Raw genomic sequence first — 21,553 nt, 5'->3', positions numbered from 1 at the left:
AGTGCTTCCTTACTGATTCAGGGCTGTTTCTGCTTGTTTGGTGTCTGTATCGCTGGGTATGGCTTCAACGGTACTGGCATTGAGGTAGAAATTACGGCTAATATCTTTGTTTAAGCATTCACCATCAATATCCGCTACAGCCCCCTTTTCTACCAGCTCGGCAATCAGGTTGTTACCACAAGACTGGTAAGCAACACCGTGAGTGGCATAAGGCGCAACAAAGTGTTTGGCATTGGTGAGTTTTTCCATCGCCATCTCGCCCCAACTGGGTGGGGTGGCTGGATCGAGTTTGCCAGATAAAATCAGCGTTGGAATATCACTGGCAATGGCTTGGCTAAAGCTGCTATCAACCGTAGGCATATTCCACACAGCACACGATTTCTCAAATGTTTTTAGCATCTCTCGGCCGAAGTAATGCTGAGAAATGTTGGCGCGTAGCTGGGGTGTTAAGCGTTGCCAGTCTTCGGCACAGACTACAGATGCGTGCATTCCCATAGCGATCCCCGCGCCGTCCATCGACATGGCATAAAGTCCGGTAATGGGTTGAAAATTACCTTGCGACGCTTGGTGAATAGCATGGGGGATCAGTGCGCGAACACTCGGCGAGTACAGTGCCATACGCAGCGCACCGTTGAATTTACTGCGGGTCATTGTGAGTTGAGTGGCTTCACCCGTTCTTGGATCGGCAATCATGCTGATTTTTGGTGCTTGTGCCAGTTCAGAGTCCATTTTATCGAGTTCAGCTGCCAGCTGAGGAAACTGGTTGTGGCACAGGGTGTTATTGCTACAATCTTGAATTAACAGATCAAAAGCACGGGCGATAGCATCGCCAATGGCTAATACGCTTTGCTGCATTGGTACCACACCATCTAAGGTGACGGTGGCTATATGTTCAGGGTAGTGACGCATATACAGCTGCGCCATGCGTGTGCCGTAGGATACGCCGTACAAGTGCAATTTTTGGTAGCCTAGGTGTTGCCTTACAGCTTCAAAGTCTCTAAGTGCTGATAAACTATCGTATTGGGTGACATCGGCATCAAGTTCATCTAAACACTTTTGAGATTCTTCACGGGCATCAAAGTCACTTTCGTTAATGGCAAGCGGGCTTGCAAAACCATCACCAACACATTGCAGCGGGTTTGATTGGCCAGTACCACGCTGGTCGATCAAAATGACATCGTGGGTTTGACGTACCTTAGTCAACATCTGGTCGAAGCCTTTAGCATTCTCAATCGCCGATTGACCTGGGCCGCCCGCAATGGCCAGTAGTGCTTCACTTTTACCGCTGCTCTTAATCGCTGGCATGACGACGTAGTACACCTGAATGTGCTTACCTTCAGGTTGGTCATGATCCTCAGGCACACTGATTGAACCACAGTTCATTTGTTCTGACAGGCCATCAACATAGCAACTGTTATCTGTGGTATTTACCGCCTTGGGTGCACTGAGTGTCAGTGGCTGTGCGTGCACTGTAGGCAACAGTATTGCAGCCCAAATAACCACCGCTAGAGCGACTTTTTTACGGCGCGTGAGAGTGGGACACACTCTTGCTCGTAGTGGTGAATACATTCCGTGATGCATGATGCTGATTCCTTTTTGCAATTTAGCGGATCGATACCCGCTCGACTTCAAGATGCTTGATTTCAGAGGAAATTGAAAGTGGTTTAAGCGAGGCTTAGAGCGCAGTGCAATAGCGGGTCTATTGCCAAGGTCTTTAACGTAGTTTAAATCACTTTTAAGCCCACTCAACGGGAGCGCCTGAGCGGATCCACTTGTTTATAAGGGAACAACCATTATTACCACAATGCGCCTTGAATTGACTGGTGATTGGCTATTTTTACTGAGGTAATGATACGTTATTGCCTCACTAAAAGTGGGTGGTTCTTTTTGAAATGGAAAAGGAATGACTGGTGCAGACTTTTTGTACAGTCGCATACACATTTGTTATTTGATTGTTTCTGTTTTTGATTGAGCGGCTTAGCTAAAAATAAATCTTGTTAATAGACCGCTGTTCATCACCTTAAGCAGGCTTTTTTTGTGTTTGACTTAACATAAATAGAGCAAAAGCTCTTAGTTTTTCGGAGAACTTCGAGTAAACTGAGTATAAAGCGGAACACTTGTAAGCTAAAAGGTAGTTATTTTATGTCACTCGAATCATTTCACGTTATACGTCTCATACAGCAACAGAGTCATGCGCTTGGCGATGCGATAGCACTCGAAGGATTTGAAATGGCGGCGCCTTGGCACCAAGTTAGCTGGGGCGACTTTGATGTTATCACCTCTAAAATAGCACGGGTGTTAATCCAATTTGGTATTCAGTCACAAGACCGCGCAGTGATCCTTTCGCAAAATTGTCCGCAGTGGACATGTGCTGATTTAGGATTATTAAAGGCTAAAGCGGTAGTTGTGCCTATCTACCCGACCAGTACTTTGGAACAAGCTGCTTACATCATTAACGATGCACAAGCTAAGCTTATTTTTGCTGGTGACGCAGAGCAATATGCCATGGCATGTGACTTAATTACGCAGTGTGATTCGGTGTCACGTATTGTGGTATTTGATAAAAGCGTGCCACTGACCGATCTACATAACCACTTCTATTTAGATGATCTCCTGCAAGGTGAAGTTGATAACGCGGCTGATGCTGAACTTGATAAGCGGCTCGCTGATACCAATCTTGATGATTTGCTAACGCTTATCTATACCTCGGGCACCACGGGTGAACCTAAAGGGGTGATGCTAGATCACCGTAATATAGCGTCGACAGTACGTCAGCACGATAACAAAATGAATTTTGAAACGGGTGATACTTCACTGGCATTTTTACCGCTAAGCCATGTGTTTGAACGTGGCTGGACCTTTTACGTGCTTTCTCGCGGTGGCCACAATGTTTATTTGCAGAATCCAATGGCGGCAAAAGAGGCTATTACTGCAGTGCGTCCGCATACTTTGTGTGTGGTGCCGCGCTTCCTTGAGAAAGTGTATAGCGCCGTACAAGATAAAGTCAGTAAAGCCCCTAACACACGACAGAAGATGTTTGCTTGGGCAATGTCGGTGGGAGAGCGCCAATTTGAAGTTGGCCAAGGTCGTGCTAAAGGCTCTTTTGCATTGAGTTTACAGTGGCGCTTAGCCAACAAGCTGGTTTATAGCAAGTTGCAGCAAGTGCTGGGCGGGCGTCTGAAATTTATGCCTGTTGGTGGTGCCGCCCTAGATACTAAGGTCGCCAGCTTTTTCCACAGCATCAACGTGCCTGTGTTATGTGGTTATGGCATGACGGAAACCACCGCGACGGTAACCTGTAATACTCTAAGTAATCGTGTCACGGGTTCTAATGGTCAGGTATTGCCAGAGACCGAAATTAAGCTGGGCAAAGATAACGAAATTCTAGTGCGCAGCGATACCGTGATGCGCGGTTACTATAATCGCCCACAGGAAACGGCTGATACCTTTGAAGATGGCTGGCTTAAAACGGGCGATGCTGGCCATATTGATGCGCAAGGTAACCTCTTTATTACCGACCGCATTAAAGAGCTAATGAAAACCTCTAACGGTAAGTACATTGCACCGCAGCGAGTCGAAGGTAAAGTGGGATGCTGCCCGTTCATCGAGCAAGTTGCGATTGTTGCTGATGCGCGTAACTATGTGACCGCCTTGATTGTACCTGCTTTTGAGTCACTTGAAGTGTGGGCAAAAGAGAAGGGATTACATTACGAGTCGCCACTGGAGCTGCTACGCCACTCACATGTGGTGGAACATTTTGAAGAGCGGCTAAAGACTCTGCAGACAGAACTCGCAGGGTTTGAGAAGATTAAAAAATTCACCTTACTGCCTGATGCTTTTTCAATGGAAGCGGGGTTAATCACGCCCACCATGAAGTTACGCCGTAAGATGATTTACCAGAAATACTCAACAGAAATTAACGCGATGTACGGCCGTTAAGCTGGCATTGGCGCTCATTTACTAACGAAAAAGGATGCTAAGGCATCCTTTTTTGTATCTGTTTAATCCGTTATTAACGGGCTACGGGACAAGTGTTTACCCTTGTTGCCGCATTGGTACCGATATAAAAATACTGGTTTTACCGTATTGGCTGTTTTATCGGTAGAATGGCAGCTGTTGCCTATTAATAATAAATATAAGGAAGGGATAGAGTGGAACAAAGCGAATTTAGCCTCACCATACAGCCACGCTTTTGCGAAACGGATGCCTTAGGCCATATCAACAACACGGTGTTCCCAGTGTGGTTTGAAGCGGCACGTGAGCCGATATTCAAGATATTCAATCCGACTCAAGACTTGTCGAAGTGGAACCTGATCATTGCGGGTTTTACGGTGAATTTTAATGCTCCGACCTACTTCGCTAGCGATGTTACAGTGAAAACCTGGGTGAGCCGCATTGGCAATAGCAGTTTTGAGTTAACGCAAAGCTGCTGGCAAAACGGTAACAAAACAGTCGAAGCGAAAACATCGGTAGTACATTACGATTATACAGCAGAAAAAAGCGTGGCTTTAAGTGATAGTCTCCGTGAGCAATTAGCTAAGCTAACCGGCGGCTAAACTTATGCTATTTGAGCTGCTCTATGTTGAGGTTAAAAACTTCTGTACATACCAGCAGCTCGCTTCAACCTGTAAACCTTGTGATTTGGCCCAGCTAAGGCCATGGCGCACTAATTTTTCCGCTAGACCTTTGCCTCGTAGTTCATTTGGCACAAAGGTACTGCTGAAGTTGCACCGTCCAGAGCCGGATATTGCGTTAGGGTCGTTAACCACTTCATAGCACAGCACAGCTTGAGTATTATTGACGTTGACAACAAATCGATTTTCATCAACTAAGTGAATAACGTGTTCACTCATCGTTTATTCCTCTTGTTCGAGCATACAGGCAAGGCTGATGTCATCAACGACTACAATAGCAGCGTTATGCTTGTTGGTAGGTCTTTAGTGCATCAAGCAGTTGTGGTGTAAGCGTGGCCTTTTGGCCCGTTTTAAAATTAAACATGACGACTTGAGATGCACCAATGGTGGTGATGGCTTGCTGGCCCTGGCTAAAAACATGATAGTGCATCATGAATCGGTCATCTTTAATATCGCTTATGCTAACGCCGACAATCAAGGTATCTGGAAAGGTCACTGGACGCTTATAGCGTGCTTGGTTTTCGCTGATGACTGGGCCGATAGAGGTTTTTTGTAGATCTTCGAGCAAGTTTATTTGGTTAAAAAAATCGATTCTTGCGGTCTCGAAGTAACGAAAGTAAACCACATTGTTGACGTGTTGCAAGGCATCCATTTCGCCCCAAGCGACGTTAATTGCGGTATTGATTGGGTATTGCTGGAGAAACTTATCCATAATGATCTCTTTTCGTTAGCCTAGCTTGATTGTTATTCAAACACTTGTTTGATTAATAGTCAGCATAACAGCATGCCTCAGTGACAACAAGGACTAGAAAAGTGAATTTTAGCCACAAAAAAAGGCATTCAATGAATGCCTTTTCGAGTCATCGATACCGTGTTAGATATCAAGCTCTGCAAAGCTGCTAACCTGCTTAAAGTCACCGGTGCGCTGGCTATCGTCACGTACCATTTGTGCTACGTTCAAGCCTGCTTCACTGGCGGCTTTTAACTCTTCTAGCACGTCAGAAACAAATAGGATCTGCTTCGGGCTAAGGCTGATAGTGTTAAGGATATTGCAATAAGCCTGTTTAAAGCGTTTGTTGCCGGTGCGGGTATCGAAATGACCATTGAATTTATCGGTTAAGTCGCCTGCATCGCTATTACCAAACAGCAGTTTTTGCGCATCAACAGAACCTGATGAGAAGCTATAAACGCGTAAGCCTTTTTGCTTGTAGCCATCAAGTGCTTCGATAAAGTCTGGAAAGATATGACCTTTAAATTCACCGTTAGCGTAACCTTGTTTCCAGATAAGGCCTTGAATAGTTTTTAGTGGCGTCGCTTTGCGATCTTCGCTAATCCACTGCAACAAAATTTCAGTCACACGAGCAAGATCTGCATCCGGCTCAAGCGCAATGTCTTGCACATCACAAATGCAGTTCTCAACTAACACATTATGTTGGTTTTCTTCAAGAAAAGCGGGTAAGGCCTTAGCTGAATAAGGAAAAAGGATATCCTCAATAAAGTTAAGATCGGTAGTTGTACCGGCTGTATCTACGACAATGGCTCTGATACCCATGATGTTTGGTTACTCCGCAATGTGCTATTAACTGTAGTTGAGCTTTGTTTATTGTTCAGATCCTAAGCTGAAATGGTCTGCTTGGCTAGTTTATTCGGGCCTCTTGTTGTAGTTAATTTTCAGTTTTATGTACAGTTTTATTAAATGGTGGTGTATCTGTGACGTTACTACAAAGTGGCAATTCGTCACTTTGCCTGAAGTTATCGACAACATAGTGATGCATAGTTATGTAAGTGATTGCTTTTAATATTCTTTAGCTATTTGGTGTTCAATTGGGGTGATGGGAGCTTTAATGCCCACGCTTAAATACTGACTAGGAGTGTTTGATCAAAAAATGTCATGTTTTAGTTTCCAACGCCTAAGGATAGAGATGGCGTGAAGACTGTAAATGATGCGACTTTGCCCGTCTCCTCGTTATGGGGCTCATTGTTCAGCAATAGGTAAAAATGTTCGGTTTCTACTGAGTCGCCAATTTTCTTGAGCGGTATGCATGACGGGGTGAGTCATAGAGGAACTATACAATACTCAACTGTTGAATTTTAGGGATCTAGCGATTAAGGTTCAAGCCATAGCGCCGCAGAATAACGACCATCATTTTTAATGGAATATTAATCATGCTCTAAAGGTATTTTTTCTGTTTACTACTGACTTTCTTTAAGTAGTTACGGGTTTCTTGGCGGTTATGTCGATGGGTTAAGAACCAATAAAATTCACTGACCGTCATCTTGTTAATCCGTGCCAGCGCTTTAGTACGATTGCCTCGTGAATCTAAACTCTTCCAGAGATTACCCGCACCACCGTTATAGCTAGATATTACCGCATATTCGCGCTTCTTAGGATGGTGAATACCTGATAGGTAGCGACTTGATAATATCTTTAAATAAGCGGTACCGACTTCAATATTTTTTTCAGGATCGTATAAGTAAGCTGAAGAAGGGGTGTGCTTATAGCCCTTCACTAAGGAGAAGTAATCGCGGCCAGCAGTATTGGCTTTGATTTGCATTAATCCTAATGCGTTGGAACGCGATCTTGCTAATGGGTTAAACGCGCTTTCAGTTTCAATAATGGCCATTATCAGGTCAGTATTGATACCATGTTTTTGGCCTGAGTTACGGGCAAAGTTAATGTATTTACCGCTGGCAATTTTGCTGTGATTTTTAACCATGTAGATAGCGACGCGAAAGCGCGAGTTAACTTTTTGGCTGTTATTGACTAAGTAATCAGCGTAACGCGAGGCACGCCACTCGAACTCAATCGGTTTACTCTCTTGGTCTCTTATCTGCCCCCAAAAAAACGGCTTCTTTTTATTGCTGATTAAGCCAAAGTCTTGCGCGGTTTGTGCATCAATCACTTTAGGGTCTATTTGGGTCAATAACACCTGCACCACAGCTTGTTTAAGCTGCGCTTTACTACGAGTCTCAACCAGAATTAAGCCGCGTTTAAAGTCGACATAGGTTGAGGCCTGTTCACTTTCATTGAATACTAATACTGATGGCAGCACTGGCCGCGAGTTTACATCTTGCCCTTGGTATTCTCGTAATAATGCAGCGACATCGGTATCATATTTTGTTAGATCCAGCGTATTAGCATGGGCACAATAGAAGGGGATTAACAGTAGTAGGAATAGATATTTAGACATTTATCAGCGTGTTATAGTTTCAGTGATTAGATTATACATGGGGAATGGCGAATGAGCGCAACCTAGTCATTTTTTAGTAGCCTTATTATCAATCTCAGTCTTTATAACGATGACCTAGTGATAATGTTACTGGGCGTTATGCCTGTATTTTTTTTGAACATACAAATAAAAGCGGATGGGCTTTCGTAATCCAGTTGAAAAGCAATTTCGGTGACCGATTTTCCTCGGTAAAGTAGATGTATCGCTGCCTGAACTTTTAATCTTTGGCGCCAAGATGTATAACTTATTCCGGTTTCCTTCTTGAAGTTGCGAGAAAGCGTTCGAGCCGAAGCGCCAACCAGTTTGCCCCATTCCTCTAAGCTCTTAATATCCTCAGGTGTTTCATTGAGCTGTTGTGCAATATACAGCAGCTTTACCGAAGTGGGAGACGGTAAGCTGGTTTCAACGGCGGGAGCAAGGGTCATGAAGTCACGGATCAATCTTAAATGTCTGCCAGCAGGGCTTTGCCATTCGTAATTCGCAGGTATGTTGAGCGCTTCAATAATGAGCATTTTTAGTAAGGGTGAAATACTGATTACTTGAGCAAAATTTGGTAGTTTTGGGGTTTGTTGTTGCTCAAAATAACCGCTGCTAAGTTCGCAATCGGTTAACACCAACACTTCATGATCGACATGGGAAGGGAGCCAGACAGCTTGTTCTGCAGGGCAAATGTATTTTGCTGTGGCTGTTGTTACAAGGATCACTCCGCGATGGGCGTATAAGAGCTGCCCCCAATCATGTTGATGCAACTCAATGGCAGCGCCTTTTTTGAGGCTCCTTTTGACTAAAACAATCGGTCTAGCCATTGGTTTAAAGGATTCATCTGATGGGCTGAGTTTCATATTGTCCTTTAGTCGATATATGTCGTCCTATATTCGATAATAGGACGTTGCTGTATCAATGTAACATCTCTTGTCATCTTATTGTGGAAGGGGGTTATATATGACTTGGATCGATCTATTGCTGTTGTCTGTTTTAGGGGGAAGTGTTGGTATTATTGCAGGCTTACTTGGCGTTGGGGGAGGAGGCATTTTAGTTCCCGTTTTGGCGAGTCTGTTTCTATCCAGAGGTGTGCAACCAGATGTGGCTGTACATCTGTCCTTAGGGACTGCGATGGCTTCTATTATTGCAACGACCTTTTCAAGTGCACGTGCGCACCATCAAAAACAAAATGTTGACTGGAAAGTCGTTAAGAATATGGTGCCGTTTATTTTATTAGGCAGCGTGTTGGCAGCATTACTGATATCAGTTCTGAATGCGCTACTACTTTCATTATTCTTTACTGCATTTATGGGTTATCTATCACTGAGTATGTTGTTAAATCGACAGCCACCAAAAGCGATAGAGCAGCAAGGAGGGCTTAGCAATCTAATATCGGTTGTCATTGGCGCCGTGTCGACGTTAACCGCGATAGGAGGGGGCTCGTTAATTGTTCCCTATTTGGTGAAGCAAGGCATTAATATCAGAAAGGCCGTCGCTAGTTCAGCAGCCATTGGGGTATCAATCGCTATTGTTGGCACTAGTGGTTATGTCATTAATGGGATGACATCTTACGGGGGGACCTCTACAGCATTACCTTGGGCGTTAGGATTCATCCATCTCCCCTCGGTGGTCATTATATCGATAAGCGGTTTTTTAGCCGCTCCTTTGGGGGTGAAACTATCGGGTAGGATCCCTCAACAGCTGCTCAAGAAGCTATTCGGTCTACTGTTGTTTGTGATCAGCTTAAAGATGCTATTCAACATATTGGCAGTAGTCTAAAGGGAACTCTTCAAAAAATGCTTATTTAGGCTGGGTAGCGTAAATTCTAGACTCGTTTAGTCCATGGGAAAGTGAATATCCCATGGACTAAATATTCGACTCTCGATTAACAAAGAGTTCCAGTCAATTGGATTGGCATGATCCAGTAGCGACAGGGGTTGTGTTTACACACGACGGCAAGAGCTTGTAAAAGCGCATCTTGCTGGGCGGTGGGATGCATAATCTCAAACTTACAAAATTCCCGATATCCCTCCACCTGTTCCTTGATATTAAAGTGGCTGTGCTCGCGGCTAAAGCCACAGATATTGCCCAGACTAAAGCCTGATAAGAAATCTAACTCAATCAGGGTATCGACAATATCGTCTTTAATATCGTTTTGTGCGATCAGCACTAATAGCTGTTCTGTGTTCATCGACGTTTCTCCAGCCAGTAATAGAGGATTGGCAATAGGTAAAGTGTAGTGATGGTCGAGGTGAGTAAGCCACCAATGACCACGATGGCTAACGGTTTTTGGATCTCAGCTCCTGGCCCAGAGGCAAATACCAGTGGCATCAAACCAAACATGGCCGTCGTTGCCGTCATCAAGATGGGGCGCAAACGTCGCGCGGCACCCTGTTCGACCCGAACCAATAGATCGCTAAAGAGATGCTTTGTCTGCTCGTAGTAGCTAACCATCACCACGCCATTGAGGACGGCCACACCGAGCAGGGCGATAAAGCCAACCGATGCCGGCACTGACAGATATTCGCCCGACAGATAAAGGCTGACGATACCGCCCATCATCGCAAACGGGACGTTGGCAAGGATCAGTCCGGCCTTGGCGAGCGAGCCAAAGGTGGTGAATAGGATTAGGGTGATCAGCGCGATGGCAATGGGGATCACTAATAGCAAATTGTTGGTGGCACGCTGCTGGTTTTCAAACTCACCACCGAAGCTCACGCTATAGCCGCTGGGGAGTTGGATTTGCTGGGCAATTTTAGTATTAAGCTCTTCAACAAAACTGACTATGTCGCGTTCTTGTACGTTAGTGGTGATCACCGAGAAGCGGTCACCTTGCTCGCGCTCAATCAAAATCGGCCCCTCTTTGTAGCTTAACTTAGCGACATCAGTCAGGCGTTTTAATGAGTGATCGGGCATCACTAGCAGCTGATTTTGTAACTCATTGATGCTACTTAAACTGCTTTGATTATTGGCAATCAATACCGGGGTGCGTTTCTTGCCCTGTAATATTTCGGTTACCATCACCCCTTCGAGTTGACTCTTGAGGTAGCGAGCAAACTCCATGGTGCTCATGCCAAAGCCACGAGCCAGTTCGTTGTCTAGGGTGAGGTTGATAAAAGGGCTGCCCTCTATCATCGACATTTTGACATCGATGCTGCCGCGGGTGGCACTCACCAACTGCTCTATTTGTGCGGTTAACTGGCCTAGGGTGTCGATATCGGTACCGAACACCTTAATCGCCACATCACCAATACTGCCGGTGAGCATTTCTGAGACCCGCATCTGAATTGGCTGAGTAAAGTTAAAGTTTACCCCTGGATAGTTGAGCAGTTCGTTGCGGATCGCCTCTATTAGTTGCCCTTTGTCATCGAAGCGCCATTCATCGCGTGGAACCAATTCTAAAAATACATCAGTTTCGTTTAGCCCCATAGGGTCTAGACCCATCTCATCGGCACCCGTTCGGGCGACCATCTGCTTTATCTCCGGGACTTTTGCGAGCAAGGTTTGCTGAATTTGTTTATCAATTGCGATAGACGCATCGAGTGAAATAGAGGGCGATTTTTCTAGTTGTAATATGATGTCGCCTTCATCCAAGGTGGGCATAAAAGTTTTGCCCACTAGACTAAAGAGCCCGAGGCTGACAATCAGCAGGCCAAAAGTGATCAGCATAAAGGGCTTTTTATGGTTAAAGGCCGTTTTTAAGCTGCCTAGATATGCAGCTTTAAGCTTTATGATGGCCTTAGGTTCTTGGGCCGCTTTTTCATTGACCAAATACGAGGCGATGACTGGGATGACTGTCAGCGATAGTATCAACGCCGACAGCATAGCAAATACAATAGTCACCGCCACAGGGGTAAAGAGTTTCCCCTCCAGCCCCGTTAGTGTGAGCAGTGGCGAGAATACGATCATCACAATAATGGTGCCTGATACCACTGGAACCGCCACATCTTTAGTCGCGCGAAAAATAAGATGCAGGCGTGGTAAGCGCGGCTTGCTGGCGATCAGATTGACCATGTTTTCGACGACCACCACCGAGGAGTCGACTAGCATACCGATAGCGATCACTAAGCCGCCTAAGCTCATCAGATTGGCGGATAAATTGAACAGATCCATCATCAGAAAGGTCATTAGGGCGGCGAGTGGTAGAGAGAGCGACACCACTAAGGCGGCGCGCACATTGCCTAGAAACAGTGCCAGCAACACAATCACTAAAAGCACCGCCTGAAACAGGGCACTAGAGATGGTATTGATAGCCGTATTAATCAGGTTGGCGCGATCATAAAAGGTGTTGATCACACTGCCTTCTGGCAGTGTGGCGCTTATCTGTTCCAGCTTCTCTTTAATGTTGGTCACCACTTGGGCGGTGTTGGCATTCTTAAGGGCGATAATTAACGCTTCTGCAGTCTCTTCACCATCTTTAGTCACTGCACCATAACGGGTTAAATGACCAATTTGGATGTCGGCGAGATCGCTTAGGCGATACACCTTGGCATCATCGGCTTTAATCACCAACTGACCCAGTTCGTCGATATCATCGATCCGCCCCTCAGCGCGCACGATAATGGTATCAGTGCCTATGGTGAGCTTACCCGCACCTTCGTTATGGTTGTTGTCGATAATTGCCTGTTGCAACGCGGCAAAACTCACTCCCGCCGCCGCCATCGCCGCAGGATTGGGATTAATGTTAAAGCTCTTGGCATGGCCACCTAAAATATTGACGTCAGCCACGCCCGCAACGGTACGCAGCAATGGGCGGATCTCCCACTCTAGTAGCTGCCTGCGCTCCATCAACGACAGATTGGGGTTCTCCAGTGAAAACATAAAAATTTCACTCAGTGGCGTACTCATCGGTGCTACACCGCCAGAGACACTCTCTGGAAAACTATCCCACACGGCGGCGAGTCGCTCGCTCACTTGTTGTCTCGCCCAGTAGATATCGGTACCTTCGGTAAAGTCGAGGGTGATATCACTGATGGCATATTTAGTGGTTGAGCGTAAGATCGCCTGATTGGGTATTCCGAGCAGCTCGGTCTCAATCGGCACCGTGATCTGTGCTTCAATTTCTTCAGGTGTCATGCCAGGGGCTTTTAAAATTATCTTCACCTGAGTTGGTGATATATCGGGAAAAGCATCAAGCGGAATGACAAACCAGGCGCGAGCACCAGCTAGCATTAAGATCATCGCCACAATGAGCACAAATAGGCGCTGAGTGAGTGAAAAACGGATGACTGAGGTCAGCATATTATTCGCCTCCTAAGCCGAGTAATATGCCTTTAACAGCGGCAACCGACTGAGATAATACTTGGGTTTTACTTAAGTCTTGGTCGCTGGCGACGATGTATTGCCGAGGTGTGGAACCTAAAATATCAATATTGATCGCCGTTAGTGTCTCTGCCGTTTGGGTAAATACTTGGCTTTCTTGTTGCCAGCTAAACACACTGTTTTTCGGTAGCAGGTACACTGTTTTTTGATACTCGGGTATCACGGTGGCTTGCTGACCTAGCAGGAGGTTACATTCTTGCGGCACGGGCATTGACCATGCGCTAAGAAAAGCGCCGTCAGCAATGGCTGATATTGACTCGATGGCGATATGACATTGGTCGATATTAATCGCCGATAACGAAGTTGACTGGCTCATCGGCACATTGACCTTGACGCGAATACTCTCGGCTGGCACCAGTGAAAACAGCTGTGAGTCGGCCATGTAGGGGGTGTTGAGTTGATTGAGCTTTACGATGCCCGCCACTGGTGAGCTTACCACTAGGGATTCCGTTATCTCATCAGTGCTTAGCACCATCTCCATGAAGTGTTGCATATGCTCGTACTCGAGATGACTGCTGAAATAGTCTTGACTGATCTCTCGCCACTTTTCGGTGCTGATACTGCCATTTTTTAACAGAGGTTTATTGCGTTCATAGCGTTTTTTTGCCAGCAGATATAAGCTGTTTGCTGCATCGACCTGAGCCAGGAAATGGAACACCTCTGGCCCGGTTAATCTCACAATTGCTTGCCCTTTAGTGACGATTTGTCCCTGACCGACCAAGAAGGTGACCTGCTGGATATTCTCTGGCGTGCTAACCCAATAATCGTTGCCCGGTAATCGGTCAACCAGTGCTGGAAGTGCGCTACCTTCATAGCTAGCGACCTTTTGTGGCTGTACATAGCTGAGTTCTAAGTTGCCTAATGTCTTGAGGGCGATAGATTCTGCCTGGGCCAAGCTGGTGGATAGGCAGGCTGATAAACATAAAAGGCTTGCGCCGTACTTGGCCATCATAATGAAATTCCTAAGGCTTGCAGTTGCTGGGAGTGAAGTTGTTGTTGGGTGACTTGGTTAAGCACTAAGCGTGACTCGGTATCGAGCGCATCCATATAACGACGCAGCCATATCTCGTAACTGATTTGGTTCTGCTCTTTTACTTTGGCAAGTTCTTCGGTGATGGTACGACTCAAAGAGAGACCACGCTTTAACAGCACCTGTTGATCGAGTAATTTTTGCTGCTGTTTCGCCAGTTTTTCTGTTTGTGTTGTTAATTGCAGATAGATTCGATCACGATTGAGGTTTTGTTCACTATGAGCTTGCTGCCAAGTTGATAATTCACTTTGAGAGAGCGCTGAACTAAAGCCAAGTGGCACTGTGATGCCTAGCCCTAGTTGATGATCATCAAGTTGATCATCTTTGGTGTTTTTAGCGGTTAGTGACAGTGTCCAAGGATCGCGTTCCCCCGCTTGTTGACTCTTTATTACCAACAGCTGTTGTTGCTGTTGCAGGGTTTGCAGTTGCCATAATGGGTGCTGTGCTAAAGCGGTGTTGAACGCTGTGAGCGTGGATGAGTGTGCATCAAAAATGGGACGTGAGCTTTCATCAATTTTTGTTGGCATCTCATGTCGGCCTGTTAGCTGACTAAAGAGAGAGAGCGCCTCAGCTTGTTGCTGCTTAAGGTTAATTTGTTCGAGTTCGATATCGACCAACTCCCTTTCTAGCAGCAACTGGTTCGCGAGTGGTAACTCGCCTACATCGGTTAAAATTTTCTGCTGAGTATGCAGTTTTTCGAGTAACTTTATTTTGCGATCAAGTTGCATGAGCTTCATCGATGCGATGCGATGATCCCAGATACTTTGTCTTAGCAGGCCTGAAATATAGAGGCCCTGCAAAGCAATTTGTTGCCCCTGAATTGATTGAGTTAGCTGCTTTAGTTGCTTATCACTGCTGCGTAACCCTAGGGATTTAAGCGGCAAATTGAGCGATACTTCTTGTTCGTAACTGTTTCCATTATCTAAGCTACCGAGGTAACTCAGGCCGATACTAGGTAGGCCACTGAGCCATGATGAACTGCTTAGTTCAAGTGCGTATTCATCATTGAGTTGAGTGCCATTGTGTTGCGAGGAGTTCAATCTGGCTTGGCTTATTTCTAGCAGCGGTGGCAGTTCGCTATTGGATGCCCCATGGCTTAAGAAACTACTGCTACTTAATGCGGTCAACAGACATATCTTGATACAAGACTTAACGACAGACATAAGTGATTTCTATGCTATTAAAGTGTGCCGTTAGTTTAGAGATTGATAGGCTAATGTCTTGAGTGAGGTGTATCATAAAAGCGCTTATGGTACATATGTCCCATAAAGTAATTACCTGATTTTAATTATTTTTGTTCAAATATTCGTTTACTGAATAGATGTTGGTTTTTGGTTATAGGAGTGGTTTTTTCCATGAAAAAGGATGTTGTTATTATTGTTTTGTTGGTGTTGATCATGCTGTTTAAGCTGATTGATATCATGGCGGACTTGCAACTAAATATCCCTGCATGGCATATCATGCAAGAAAGCATATTGGTGTTGCTTACTGTTATAGGGACTGTCTATTTGAGCTATGACTTGATACGTCGGTCTCGGCAGGTTAAATCTTTAGCGCTTCGACTCGCTCAAGCAGATAAGCAGATCGATAATATGTCGAGCCAGATGCGCTCTGCCCGTAAGGATTATAGTCAAGCTGTTATTAGTCAGTTCGACACTTGGGGATTTACCAAAAGTGAGCAACAGGTGGCGTATCTGCTGTTAAAAGGCTTAAGCTTTAAAGAGATCGCTGAGGTGCGGCAAACCAAAGAGAAAACGGTACGCCAACAAGCTTCATCTGTCTATGGCAAGGCGGAAGTCGATGGTCGACATACCTTCTGCGCCTGGTTTATGGAAGACTTTATTCAAGAGCATAATGAGGATTTAGCGGCGAGTGCAGCTAACCAAGCAGCCTAGTGTGTTCGGATGACTAACCTTCTAAATTCCTTTCACGTTTTCCAGACTTCATTTTGCTCAAACTAACCCTTTCCACTTAAGGGAGCAGAGCAAGGAGGAGGGCTTGTCTTTATCAATATGGCATTCCCCCAATAAAAAAAGCTGCCGAGCTTATCAATTACAATGAGTTGCTCACTTCATCATGGGTAATTGATAAACCATAGTTAGGCCGGTGGATATTAGTAAGTTACATAACTTCTGGCGTTGTCTAACTGACTCAAAATTGTTTTAAGTAAGCTGTCTTTATCTTGTAGCTCGGGGTCCATCGACTTGAACTGTGCCAACATCGGAGCAGGAAGGTTGTCGTACAAGATTAAATAGGCTCTATCTAACTTCAACATAGGTAGTGATTTGGCAAGTGATTCGTTAGAGGTAGAGAACTGTTCGGTACTTTTAGTCCATTGGGTAGCGAGCTTAGGTAAAAGGGGGTTCTCACTTAATGCTTGCAGATAAGCGGTTGCATTTTGTTTGCTGAGAAATTGCTGTTGCTTTGTATCGTAAATATAGAGTGCTGGAAATTTGTGTTTTTGTTTTTCGGATACAGAATCTAACATCATTGATTTGTCGTGCTGACCAAGAGTAATTAGTTGGGATGTGTTAGCACTGACATTTATCGACATAAAGATAAGAAGTGATAAAAATATAATACGCATAAGTAGTCTCTAATTTAAGTAAAGTAGGGGGTAAAATGCCCGCTAGAGTTTTATTTAGCCAAGAGAGTCTTCGCACTCTAAAGTACCACTTACAACGGTACAACAAATTTGCCCCCCACCACCGCCCTCTCCAATGCTGGTACATTTTGCCATGACGTTATAAGAGCTAAGTGTGAGCACAGAGAAAACTAAAAGTGATTTATACATTTTTCATCCTTGATTGATTTGATAGTAATGTGGAGTACATCCGTATATCCACCAGTTCAATGTTGGCTATTTTATGTCACTATGTCAACAGCTTGTAGCGTTATTGTTTTAATCCTTGATTGCTTGTATTGTAGCGGAGAGCTATAAAATTAAATGGAATTTGATTATGTTTGAAATCCCTAAGGATAGGAGCCGCCTAAATAAAATCAGTTGGTTTTTGTTTGCTGCTGGTGGAATAGCATCCATCTTTATTCTTATTACTTTAGCCAGTCGTCAAGCTTTCTCTTCTGATAACGTCAATAGTGACTTTCCCATCGCGAGTGTCATCAATTCTCCTCTAAATGTTACCGTCTCTGGTTATGGAAAGTTTGTTCCAAAAACTCAGCGTGGCATCAATGCGCTTAGTGGAGGGCATATTGTTGAGGTGTTTAAAAAGCCCGGGAATTTAGTTGATAAAGGTGAAATTATATTAAGCCTTAATAACCCTAAGTTATTGCGCTTGCTGGAAACCAGTGAGTTGGCCTTATTAGAAGAGCTGGCAAACCAGCAAAGAGTAAAGGCTGAATCAGCACAGGCGTTGGAAGATCAACGAGGTAAAATTCGTCTTGCTAAGGTGCGGCTAGCCTTGGCTGATGCGGAGTTAGTTGCCCATAAAAAGCTAAAAGAGAATCAAGTTATTTCGACGCTCGACTTACATAAGGCACAGGTGGCATGGGAGCAAGAAGATGCCATGTTGCAAATGGAGTTGAGTCGCTTTCAGACGCTAAAGAAAACGCGAAAAGCGACGGATGATTCTACTCGGTATCGCATGGAAAAAGCCGTTAAACAACAAGAGTTATTGGCATCAGAGGTCGAGCAGCTAAATGTTCGTGCGAGCATGGCTGGCATGTTAACTGAGTTAGCTGATGAACTCGAGATTGGCCGCCATGTTGAAGAGGGGAGAGCAGTCGGTATGATTGCAGATCTTTCTTCCTATTATGCGCGTATTAATATTACGGCAGCTGATGCAGAGTACGTTAGCCCTGGTTTGCTAACCCAAGTTCAGTTCAAGGGCGTTGAAATAATCGGTGAGGTCTCTCGCGTCGACCCAACGGTTAACAATGGCAGTGTTGAATTGGACATAAGTTTCAGCGCAAATCTACCTGCGGCTGTAAGGCCAAATATCGATGTGACGGCTAAGATTAACATTGCTGAGCATCGAAATACCCTCGTCGTCGCCAGACCCGTTGGAGTCGTTCGGGCCCACCGCGAATACCCCCTATTTGTACTCGATAAGAGCAGTTCTCAATTTCAGCGTCGTAATGTCACTATCGGTGATATTGCAGGAGATAAGATGCAGATATTAGGCGGAATCTTTCAAGGGGATAAGATTTTGCTCAAGGTCCCTAAACATCTCGTTAACTCCTCTGAAATTATGCTGGCTGATCTCTATGAATAACTGTGTCATGAAACTTACAGGCTTGAATAAGTCTTTTACTAATGCTGCGGGAAATAATCATGTTCTAAAGCATATAGATTTTGCTGTGTACAGCGGAGATATGGTTGCTATTTTAGGGCAGTCGGGTAGCGGAAAATCAACCTTACTCTCAATAATGGGGCTATTAGATAAAGCTGATTCAGGGAGCTACCTTCTTTGCGACCAAGACGTGAGTAGCTTCTCGGCTTATCAATTCAGCCAGCTTCGAAATAGCCATATAGGCTGGGTGTTTCAAAACTTTAACTTGATTGCCGACATGACGGTAGTTGAGAACCTATCGGTCCCTCTACGTTTTAATAAGTCTGTTAATCGCGTTGACTATGAAGCAATGATTGATGATGTATTACAAAAGGTCGGTCTAGGTGATAAAAAGTCCTTTTACCCCGCTGAGCTTTCTGGTGGGCAGCAGCAACGAGTCGCCATAGCTAGAGCGCTAATCTGTCACCCTGACATTATTTTATGTGATGAGCCAACGGGAAATTTAGATTCGACTAATTCAAATAACGTGATGGAATTACTGAGTGCTTTGCACCAAGAGGGCAAAACGGTACTGATCATCACTCATGATCCAGACGTCGCAGCTTATTGCCAAAAAGCTTATAAAATCCATGATGGTGTAATAGCTGCTGTTTCGCCTCTGGAGTTTAAACATGCTGTTTGATGTCGTTTATGGCTGGCGTCAGTGGCGAGGTCAGCGTGGAATCTGGAGTTTATTAATTGTAAGTCTGTGCCTGTTTTGTAGCTTAATCGCCTTTGTAATCAACCTCTTTTGGCTTCTGAGTAGCGATCGACCTCAATGGGTCGGCAATCAACAGCCCATCGTCACCGTTGCAAACAAAGACCTGAGTGGCAACTTGCAAGCAACTTCAGGCTACGATATCGATTTAATGGCAACAATCGCTGGAGTCGATAGTGTCGCTAGTATTGCGATTCAACCGAGTCTGGTGACGATAGGACTAAAAGAGCTACCCAAATTAACCATTGGCTTTTATTCACAAAGTGCAATTGAGCTGCTGGGGTTGTCTGCGCCTTTTTCGATGCAAAATTTTGAGGCGAAAAAAGGCATCGTATCGAAACAATTTTGGCAACAGCATTTTGAGACTCGCGCTTCGTTAAACGAAAGTCGTTTATATTATCGAGATAGCGCTTTTCTTATTGCTGGAATAGCGCCGACCACCATGGGGAGATTAGGGGATTTCCATGTAGACATTTGGTTACCAGACTCCTATTTACAGCTGGGTGTTCCCGATATGTTTGCTGACAATCCGGATCTCTTTCTAAAGACAGAAAGTAATCGCTATGGTTTTGCACTGTTAACGCAAAAAGTAGACGTTGAGCAGCTTCAAGATGCATATATCAATTTAAGGCAGCAAACGCCTAGACCTGAAGGGGGATTTACCGATAAACATTATCGCCCTTGGATAATTAATGGCGTAGAGCTAAATCCTAATGGTCGCGATATTTTGCAAAGACAGGCATGGATACTGCTACTGCTGTTGGCTGGTTTTGGATTTATTATTTTTAGCGGAATTGTCTCCGGCTATACACAGCAGGGTATAGCACGCCGTTCTGAAATGAGTTTAAAGCTAGCATTAGGGGGTTGTAAGCGCGGGATAATGAGTCAGTTAATGAGGGAGATCATACCCGCTTTGGTTTTGGTTGGAGTATTAAGCCCACTACTGGGAATTGTTATTACTCACTACGTTGGCACTATCGGTGTTTATCTGGATTATTTTAGTGATGGGTTTAACTTTAATATTTGGCTGTGGCTGGTTGCCGTTTTTTGTTCCCTCGCATTATTCATTTGCTGTGCATTGATGCCGCTAAGTGGCTCAATGACAGAGATCTTCTCTCGCGGGAAACAGGGGCATTTAAGCAAGGTTCAGCAACTATCTAGTCGGCTAGCATTGGTGTTGCAACTTGCCGTTATTGTTGGTGTTATGGTGGTTTCTTTGAGCTTGATGTATCAGGAAATACACAAGTATTCGTCAGTGGTTATCGCTGACGACATTGACAGCTACAAGCCAAAAGTTGACGGACGATTAAGTATAATGCTGACCTCAGAGCAGCTTGATGGTGAATGGGTCGTTGGTGGGGAATCGATAGCACTATCATCGCAGCCTTTTACCCAGCTAGGTGCACAATCACTGAAATACCAGTCAGAGACTGCTATGGGAATCGAAAAACCCATCAATGGTCTATATGTTTCTAAGAACTTCTTTAGTTTGTTAGGTATTTCACTCTTATCCTGGGGGGAAGTGACTGAAAATGCAGTCATGATAAATCAAACAATGGCATCACAATTAGCAACCGAATTAGGTTTAAATGATTGGAGAGCAACTAAAGGGTTAGCGTTAAAGCTTTCAGGTTTTTACTATGAAAAGCATGTTCGTGTTGCTGGCATTGTGAGTGATGCACCTCATTTTGGGATCGCCAAAAAATCTAAACCTCTGGTGTATTTAAGCCTTAAAGATCAAAACCCACTTTTAGCTAGCCGAATTGCCCCAGTATTTTACAGTAAAGGGGCTGATAAAGAGGTGACCTCATCTCACCTAAATGATTGGGCTTCATTACAGTCACCTAAGCTGAGTTACGCTAAAGGATTGAGTTTAGTTCAACAAATTGAAGATACGGATTCGGCTGGGAAACTGCTGTTTTTAACCTCGAGTGGGATGGCGTCACTCATCATTTTATTAGTGATATTTACGCTTTATAACAAGTTTTGTTATGCCGTAAAAAGTGAGCAGATTAAGTGGGCGGTGATGTTAGCTGTGGGAGGGCAAAAAGAGACTCTTATGGCAAAAATGGTATGGGTGAATTTGCAATTAACGTTGCTGGCGATGGTAATAACTTTTAGCGTGTTTCTTGGGTTAGAAAGCTACAGCCAGTCGTTAATCGGCGTGTCTCTATTTCAGCCTCTCGTATGGGGCGCTTGTATCACCTTGACACTACTGTTCATTATTTCAGTGACTTTGTGGTCGGCAAGAGGCTTACTGAGGCAAAATATCAGCGTATTACTTAGGGGGTGAGGTTAGACTTCACTTCGGTCATTTGTAAGAAGTTGAGCAAGGAGGATTGATCTTC

Annotated in this window: 19 protein-coding genes; 7 read left to right on the top strand and 12 right to left on the bottom strand. The window is 44.7% G+C overall.

Going from position 1 to position 21,553, the window contains the following annotated elements; translation table 11 throughout:
• Positions 1–9: 9 nt before the first annotated feature.
• Positions 10–1,581: an alpha/beta hydrolase gene (locus tag CXF82_RS12820; protein WP_101092016.1), complete on the bottom strand. Its 1,572-nt coding sequence runs from the start codon at positions 1,579–1,581 to the stop codon at positions 10–12.
• A gap of 561 nt (positions 1,582–2,142) precedes the next feature.
• On the opposite strand from CXF82_RS12820, the gene CXF82_RS12815 reads away from it, so the two are divergent.
• Complete coding sequence (locus tag CXF82_RS12815; RefSeq protein WP_101091984.1) at positions 2,143–3,939, top strand: AMP-dependent synthetase/ligase; 1,797 nt, start codon at positions 2,143–2,145, stop codon at positions 3,937–3,939.
• A gap of 212 nt (positions 3,940–4,151) precedes the next feature.
• On the top strand, positions 4,152–4,556 hold the full coding sequence (locus tag CXF82_RS12810) for an acyl-CoA thioesterase (RefSeq protein ID WP_102044310.1): 405 nt from the start codon (positions 4,152–4,154) through the stop codon (positions 4,554–4,556).
• 21 nt (positions 4,557–4,577) lie between these two features.
• On the opposite strand, the gene CXF82_RS12805 is transcribed toward CXF82_RS12810, so the two are convergent.
• The 5 genes from CXF82_RS12805 to CXF82_RS12785 form a co-directional block, all read right to left on the bottom strand.
• Positions 4,578–4,853 carry a GNAT family N-acetyltransferase gene (locus tag CXF82_RS12805; RefSeq protein WP_102044309.1) on the bottom strand — a complete coding sequence of 92 codons (276 nt, stop codon included), beginning with the start codon at positions 4,851–4,853 and terminating at the stop codon, positions 4,578–4,580.
• A 64-nt stretch (positions 4,854–4,917) separates the two neighbouring features.
• The gene (locus tag CXF82_RS12800) at positions 4,918–5,346 is read right to left on the bottom strand and encodes an acyl-CoA thioesterase (protein WP_102039049.1); all 429 of its coding nucleotides are present in this window, start codon (positions 5,344–5,346) and stop codon (positions 4,918–4,920) included.
• Between the two features lie 162 nt (positions 5,347–5,508).
• Positions 5,509–6,186: an acireductone synthase gene (gene mtnC, locus CXF82_RS12795; protein ID WP_101091980.1), complete on the bottom strand. Its 678-nt coding sequence runs from the start codon at positions 6,184–6,186 to the stop codon at positions 5,509–5,511.
• 619 nt (positions 6,187–6,805) lie between these two features.
• A complete protein-coding gene (locus CXF82_RS12790) occupies positions 6,806–7,825 on the bottom strand; it encodes a murein transglycosylase domain-containing protein (RefSeq protein WP_102044308.1) in 1,020 nt (339 codons plus the stop codon).
• Between the two features lie 101 nt (positions 7,826–7,926).
• On the bottom strand, positions 7,927–8,706 hold the full coding sequence (locus tag CXF82_RS12785; protein ID WP_102044307.1) for an AraC family transcriptional regulator: 780 nt from the start codon (positions 8,704–8,706) through the stop codon (positions 7,927–7,929).
• Positions 8,707–8,806: 100 nt separating this feature from the next.
• Between CXF82_RS12785 and CXF82_RS12780 the strand changes: the two genes are divergently transcribed.
• On the top strand, positions 8,807–9,625 hold the full coding sequence (locus CXF82_RS12780; RefSeq protein WP_102044306.1) for a sulfite exporter TauE/SafE family protein: 819 nt from the start codon (positions 8,807–8,809) through the stop codon (positions 9,623–9,625).
• Positions 9,626–9,731: 106 nt separating this feature from the next.
• On the opposite strand, the gene CXF82_RS12775 is transcribed toward CXF82_RS12780, so the two are convergent.
• From CXF82_RS12775 to CXF82_RS12760, 4 genes are read right to left on the bottom strand one after another with little or no spacing between them, the layout of a single operon-like run.
• Positions 9,732–10,037 (bottom strand): DUF3240 family protein, encoded by a 306-nt coding sequence (locus CXF82_RS12775; RefSeq protein WP_102039045.1) that lies wholly within the window; start codon positions 10,035–10,037, stop codon positions 9,732–9,734.
• Entirely contained in the window at positions 10,034–13,087 is a 3,054-nt protein-coding gene (locus CXF82_RS12770) for an efflux RND transporter permease subunit (protein WP_102044305.1), read from the bottom strand. Before CXF82_RS12770 ends, CXF82_RS12775 begins: the two co-directional genes overlap by 4 nt.
• 1 nt (position 13,088) lies before the next feature.
• Positions 13,089–14,120, bottom strand: coding sequence for an efflux RND transporter periplasmic adaptor subunit (locus CXF82_RS12765; RefSeq protein ID WP_102044304.1), 1,032 nt, complete (start codon positions 14,118–14,120; stop codon positions 13,089–13,091).
• Positions 14,117–15,361, bottom strand: coding sequence for a TolC family protein (locus CXF82_RS12760; RefSeq protein WP_102044303.1), 1,245 nt, complete (start codon positions 15,359–15,361; stop codon positions 14,117–14,119). Before CXF82_RS12760 ends, CXF82_RS12765 begins: the two co-directional genes overlap by 4 nt.
• Before the next feature lie 192 nt (positions 15,362–15,553).
• On the opposite strand from CXF82_RS12760, the gene CXF82_RS12755 reads away from it, so the two are divergent.
• On the top strand, positions 15,554–16,093 hold the full coding sequence (locus tag CXF82_RS12755; RefSeq protein ID WP_101091972.1) for a helix-turn-helix transcriptional regulator: 540 nt from the start codon (positions 15,554–15,556) through the stop codon (positions 16,091–16,093).
• Positions 16,094–16,311: 218 nt separating this feature from the next.
• Here the strand turns inward: CXF82_RS12755 and CXF82_RS12750 are convergent, their stop codons facing one another.
• The gene (locus CXF82_RS12750) at positions 16,312–16,785 is read right to left on the bottom strand and encodes a hypothetical protein (RefSeq protein ID WP_102044302.1); all 474 of its coding nucleotides are present in this window, start codon (positions 16,783–16,785) and stop codon (positions 16,312–16,314) included.
• A gap of 54 nt (positions 16,786–16,839) precedes the next feature.
• Positions 16,840–16,992 (bottom strand): hypothetical protein, encoded by a 153-nt coding sequence (locus tag CXF82_RS22325; protein ID WP_180961055.1) that lies wholly within the window; start codon positions 16,990–16,992, stop codon positions 16,840–16,842.
• Between the two features lie 166 nt (positions 16,993–17,158).
• Between CXF82_RS22325 and CXF82_RS12745 the strand changes: the two genes are divergently transcribed.
• From CXF82_RS12745 to CXF82_RS12735, 3 genes are read left to right on the top strand one after another with little or no spacing between them, the layout of a single operon-like run.
• Positions 17,159–18,430 (top strand): efflux RND transporter periplasmic adaptor subunit, encoded by a 1,272-nt coding sequence (locus CXF82_RS12745; RefSeq protein WP_102039040.1) that lies wholly within the window; start codon positions 17,159–17,161, stop codon positions 18,428–18,430.
• A gap of 7 nt (positions 18,431–18,437) precedes the next feature.
• The gene (locus tag CXF82_RS12740; protein ID WP_248989088.1) at positions 18,438–19,130 is read left to right on the top strand and encodes an ABC transporter ATP-binding protein; all 693 of its coding nucleotides are present in this window, start codon (positions 18,438–18,440) and stop codon (positions 19,128–19,130) included.
• Positions 19,120–21,498, top strand: coding sequence for an ABC transporter permease family protein (locus tag CXF82_RS12735; RefSeq protein WP_102044300.1), 2,379 nt, complete (start codon positions 19,120–19,122; stop codon positions 21,496–21,498). The genes CXF82_RS12740 and CXF82_RS12735 overlap by 11 nt, the downstream gene beginning before the upstream one ends.
• The last annotated feature ends 55 nt before the right edge of the window (positions 21,499–21,553 follow it).

This window comes from Shewanella sp. GutDb-MelDb, assembly GCF_002836075.1.
GTDB lineage: Bacteria > Pseudomonadota > Gammaproteobacteria > Enterobacterales > Shewanellaceae > Shewanella.
This window is presented reverse-complemented; position numbering and strand designations above follow the sequence as displayed.

Excerpts from the sequence above, each read along its gene's own strand:
- CXF82_RS12800 (WP_102039049.1), bottom strand. The coding sequence starts at position 5,346 with ATGGATAAGTTTCTCCAGCAATACCCAATCAATACCGCAATTAACGTC.
- CXF82_RS22325 (WP_180961055.1), bottom strand. The coding sequence starts at position 16,992 with ATGTATAAATCACTTTTAGTTTTCTCTGTGCTCACACTTAGCTCTTAT.
- CXF82_RS12780 (WP_102044306.1), top strand. The coding sequence starts at position 8,807 with ATGACTTGGATCGATCTATTGCTGTTGTCTGTTTTAGGGGGAAGTGTT.
- CXF82_RS12765 (WP_102044304.1), bottom strand. The coding sequence starts at position 14,120 with ATGATGGCCAAGTACGGCGCAAGCCTTTTATGTTTATCAGCCTGCCTA.
- CXF82_RS12750 (WP_102044302.1), bottom strand. The coding sequence starts at position 16,785 with ATGCGTATTATATTTTTATCACTTCTTATCTTTATGTCGATAAATGTC.
- CXF82_RS12820 (WP_101092016.1), bottom strand. The coding sequence starts at position 1,581 with ATGCATCACGGAATGTATTCACCACTACGAGCAAGAGTGTGTCCCACT.
- CXF82_RS12735 (WP_102044300.1), top strand. The coding sequence starts at position 19,120 with ATGCTGTTTGATGTCGTTTATGGCTGGCGTCAGTGGCGAGGTCAGCGT.
- CXF82_RS12805 (WP_102044309.1), bottom strand. The coding sequence starts at position 4,853 with ATGAGTGAACACGTTATTCACTTAGTTGATGAAAATCGATTTGTTGTC.
- CXF82_RS12740 (WP_248989088.1), top strand. The coding sequence starts at position 18,438 with ATGAAACTTACAGGCTTGAATAAGTCTTTTACTAATGCTGCGGGAAAT.
- CXF82_RS12770 (WP_102044305.1), bottom strand. The coding sequence starts at position 13,087 with ATGCTGACCTCAGTCATCCGTTTTTCACTCACTCAGCGCCTATTTGTG.
- CXF82_RS12815 (WP_101091984.1), top strand. The coding sequence starts at position 2,143 with ATGTCACTCGAATCATTTCACGTTATACGTCTCATACAGCAACAGAGT.
- CXF82_RS12775 (WP_102039045.1), bottom strand. The coding sequence starts at position 10,037 with ATGAACACAGAACAGCTATTAGTGCTGATCGCACAAAACGATATTAAA.
- CXF82_RS12785 (WP_102044307.1), bottom strand. The coding sequence starts at position 8,706 with ATGAAACTCAGCCCATCAGATGAATCCTTTAAACCAATGGCTAGACCG.
- CXF82_RS12760 (WP_102044303.1), bottom strand. The coding sequence starts at position 15,361 with ATGTCTGTCGTTAAGTCTTGTATCAAGATATGTCTGTTGACCGCATTA.
- CXF82_RS12790 (WP_102044308.1), bottom strand. The coding sequence starts at position 7,825 with ATGTCTAAATATCTATTCCTACTACTGTTAATCCCCTTCTATTGTGCC.
- CXF82_RS12745 (WP_102039040.1), top strand. The coding sequence starts at position 17,159 with ATGTTTGAAATCCCTAAGGATAGGAGCCGCCTAAATAAAATCAGTTGG.
- mtnC (WP_101091980.1), bottom strand. The coding sequence starts at position 6,186 with ATGGGTATCAGAGCCATTGTCGTAGATACAGCCGGTACAACTACCGAT.
- CXF82_RS12755 (WP_101091972.1), top strand. The coding sequence starts at position 15,554 with ATGAAAAAGGATGTTGTTATTATTGTTTTGTTGGTGTTGATCATGCTG.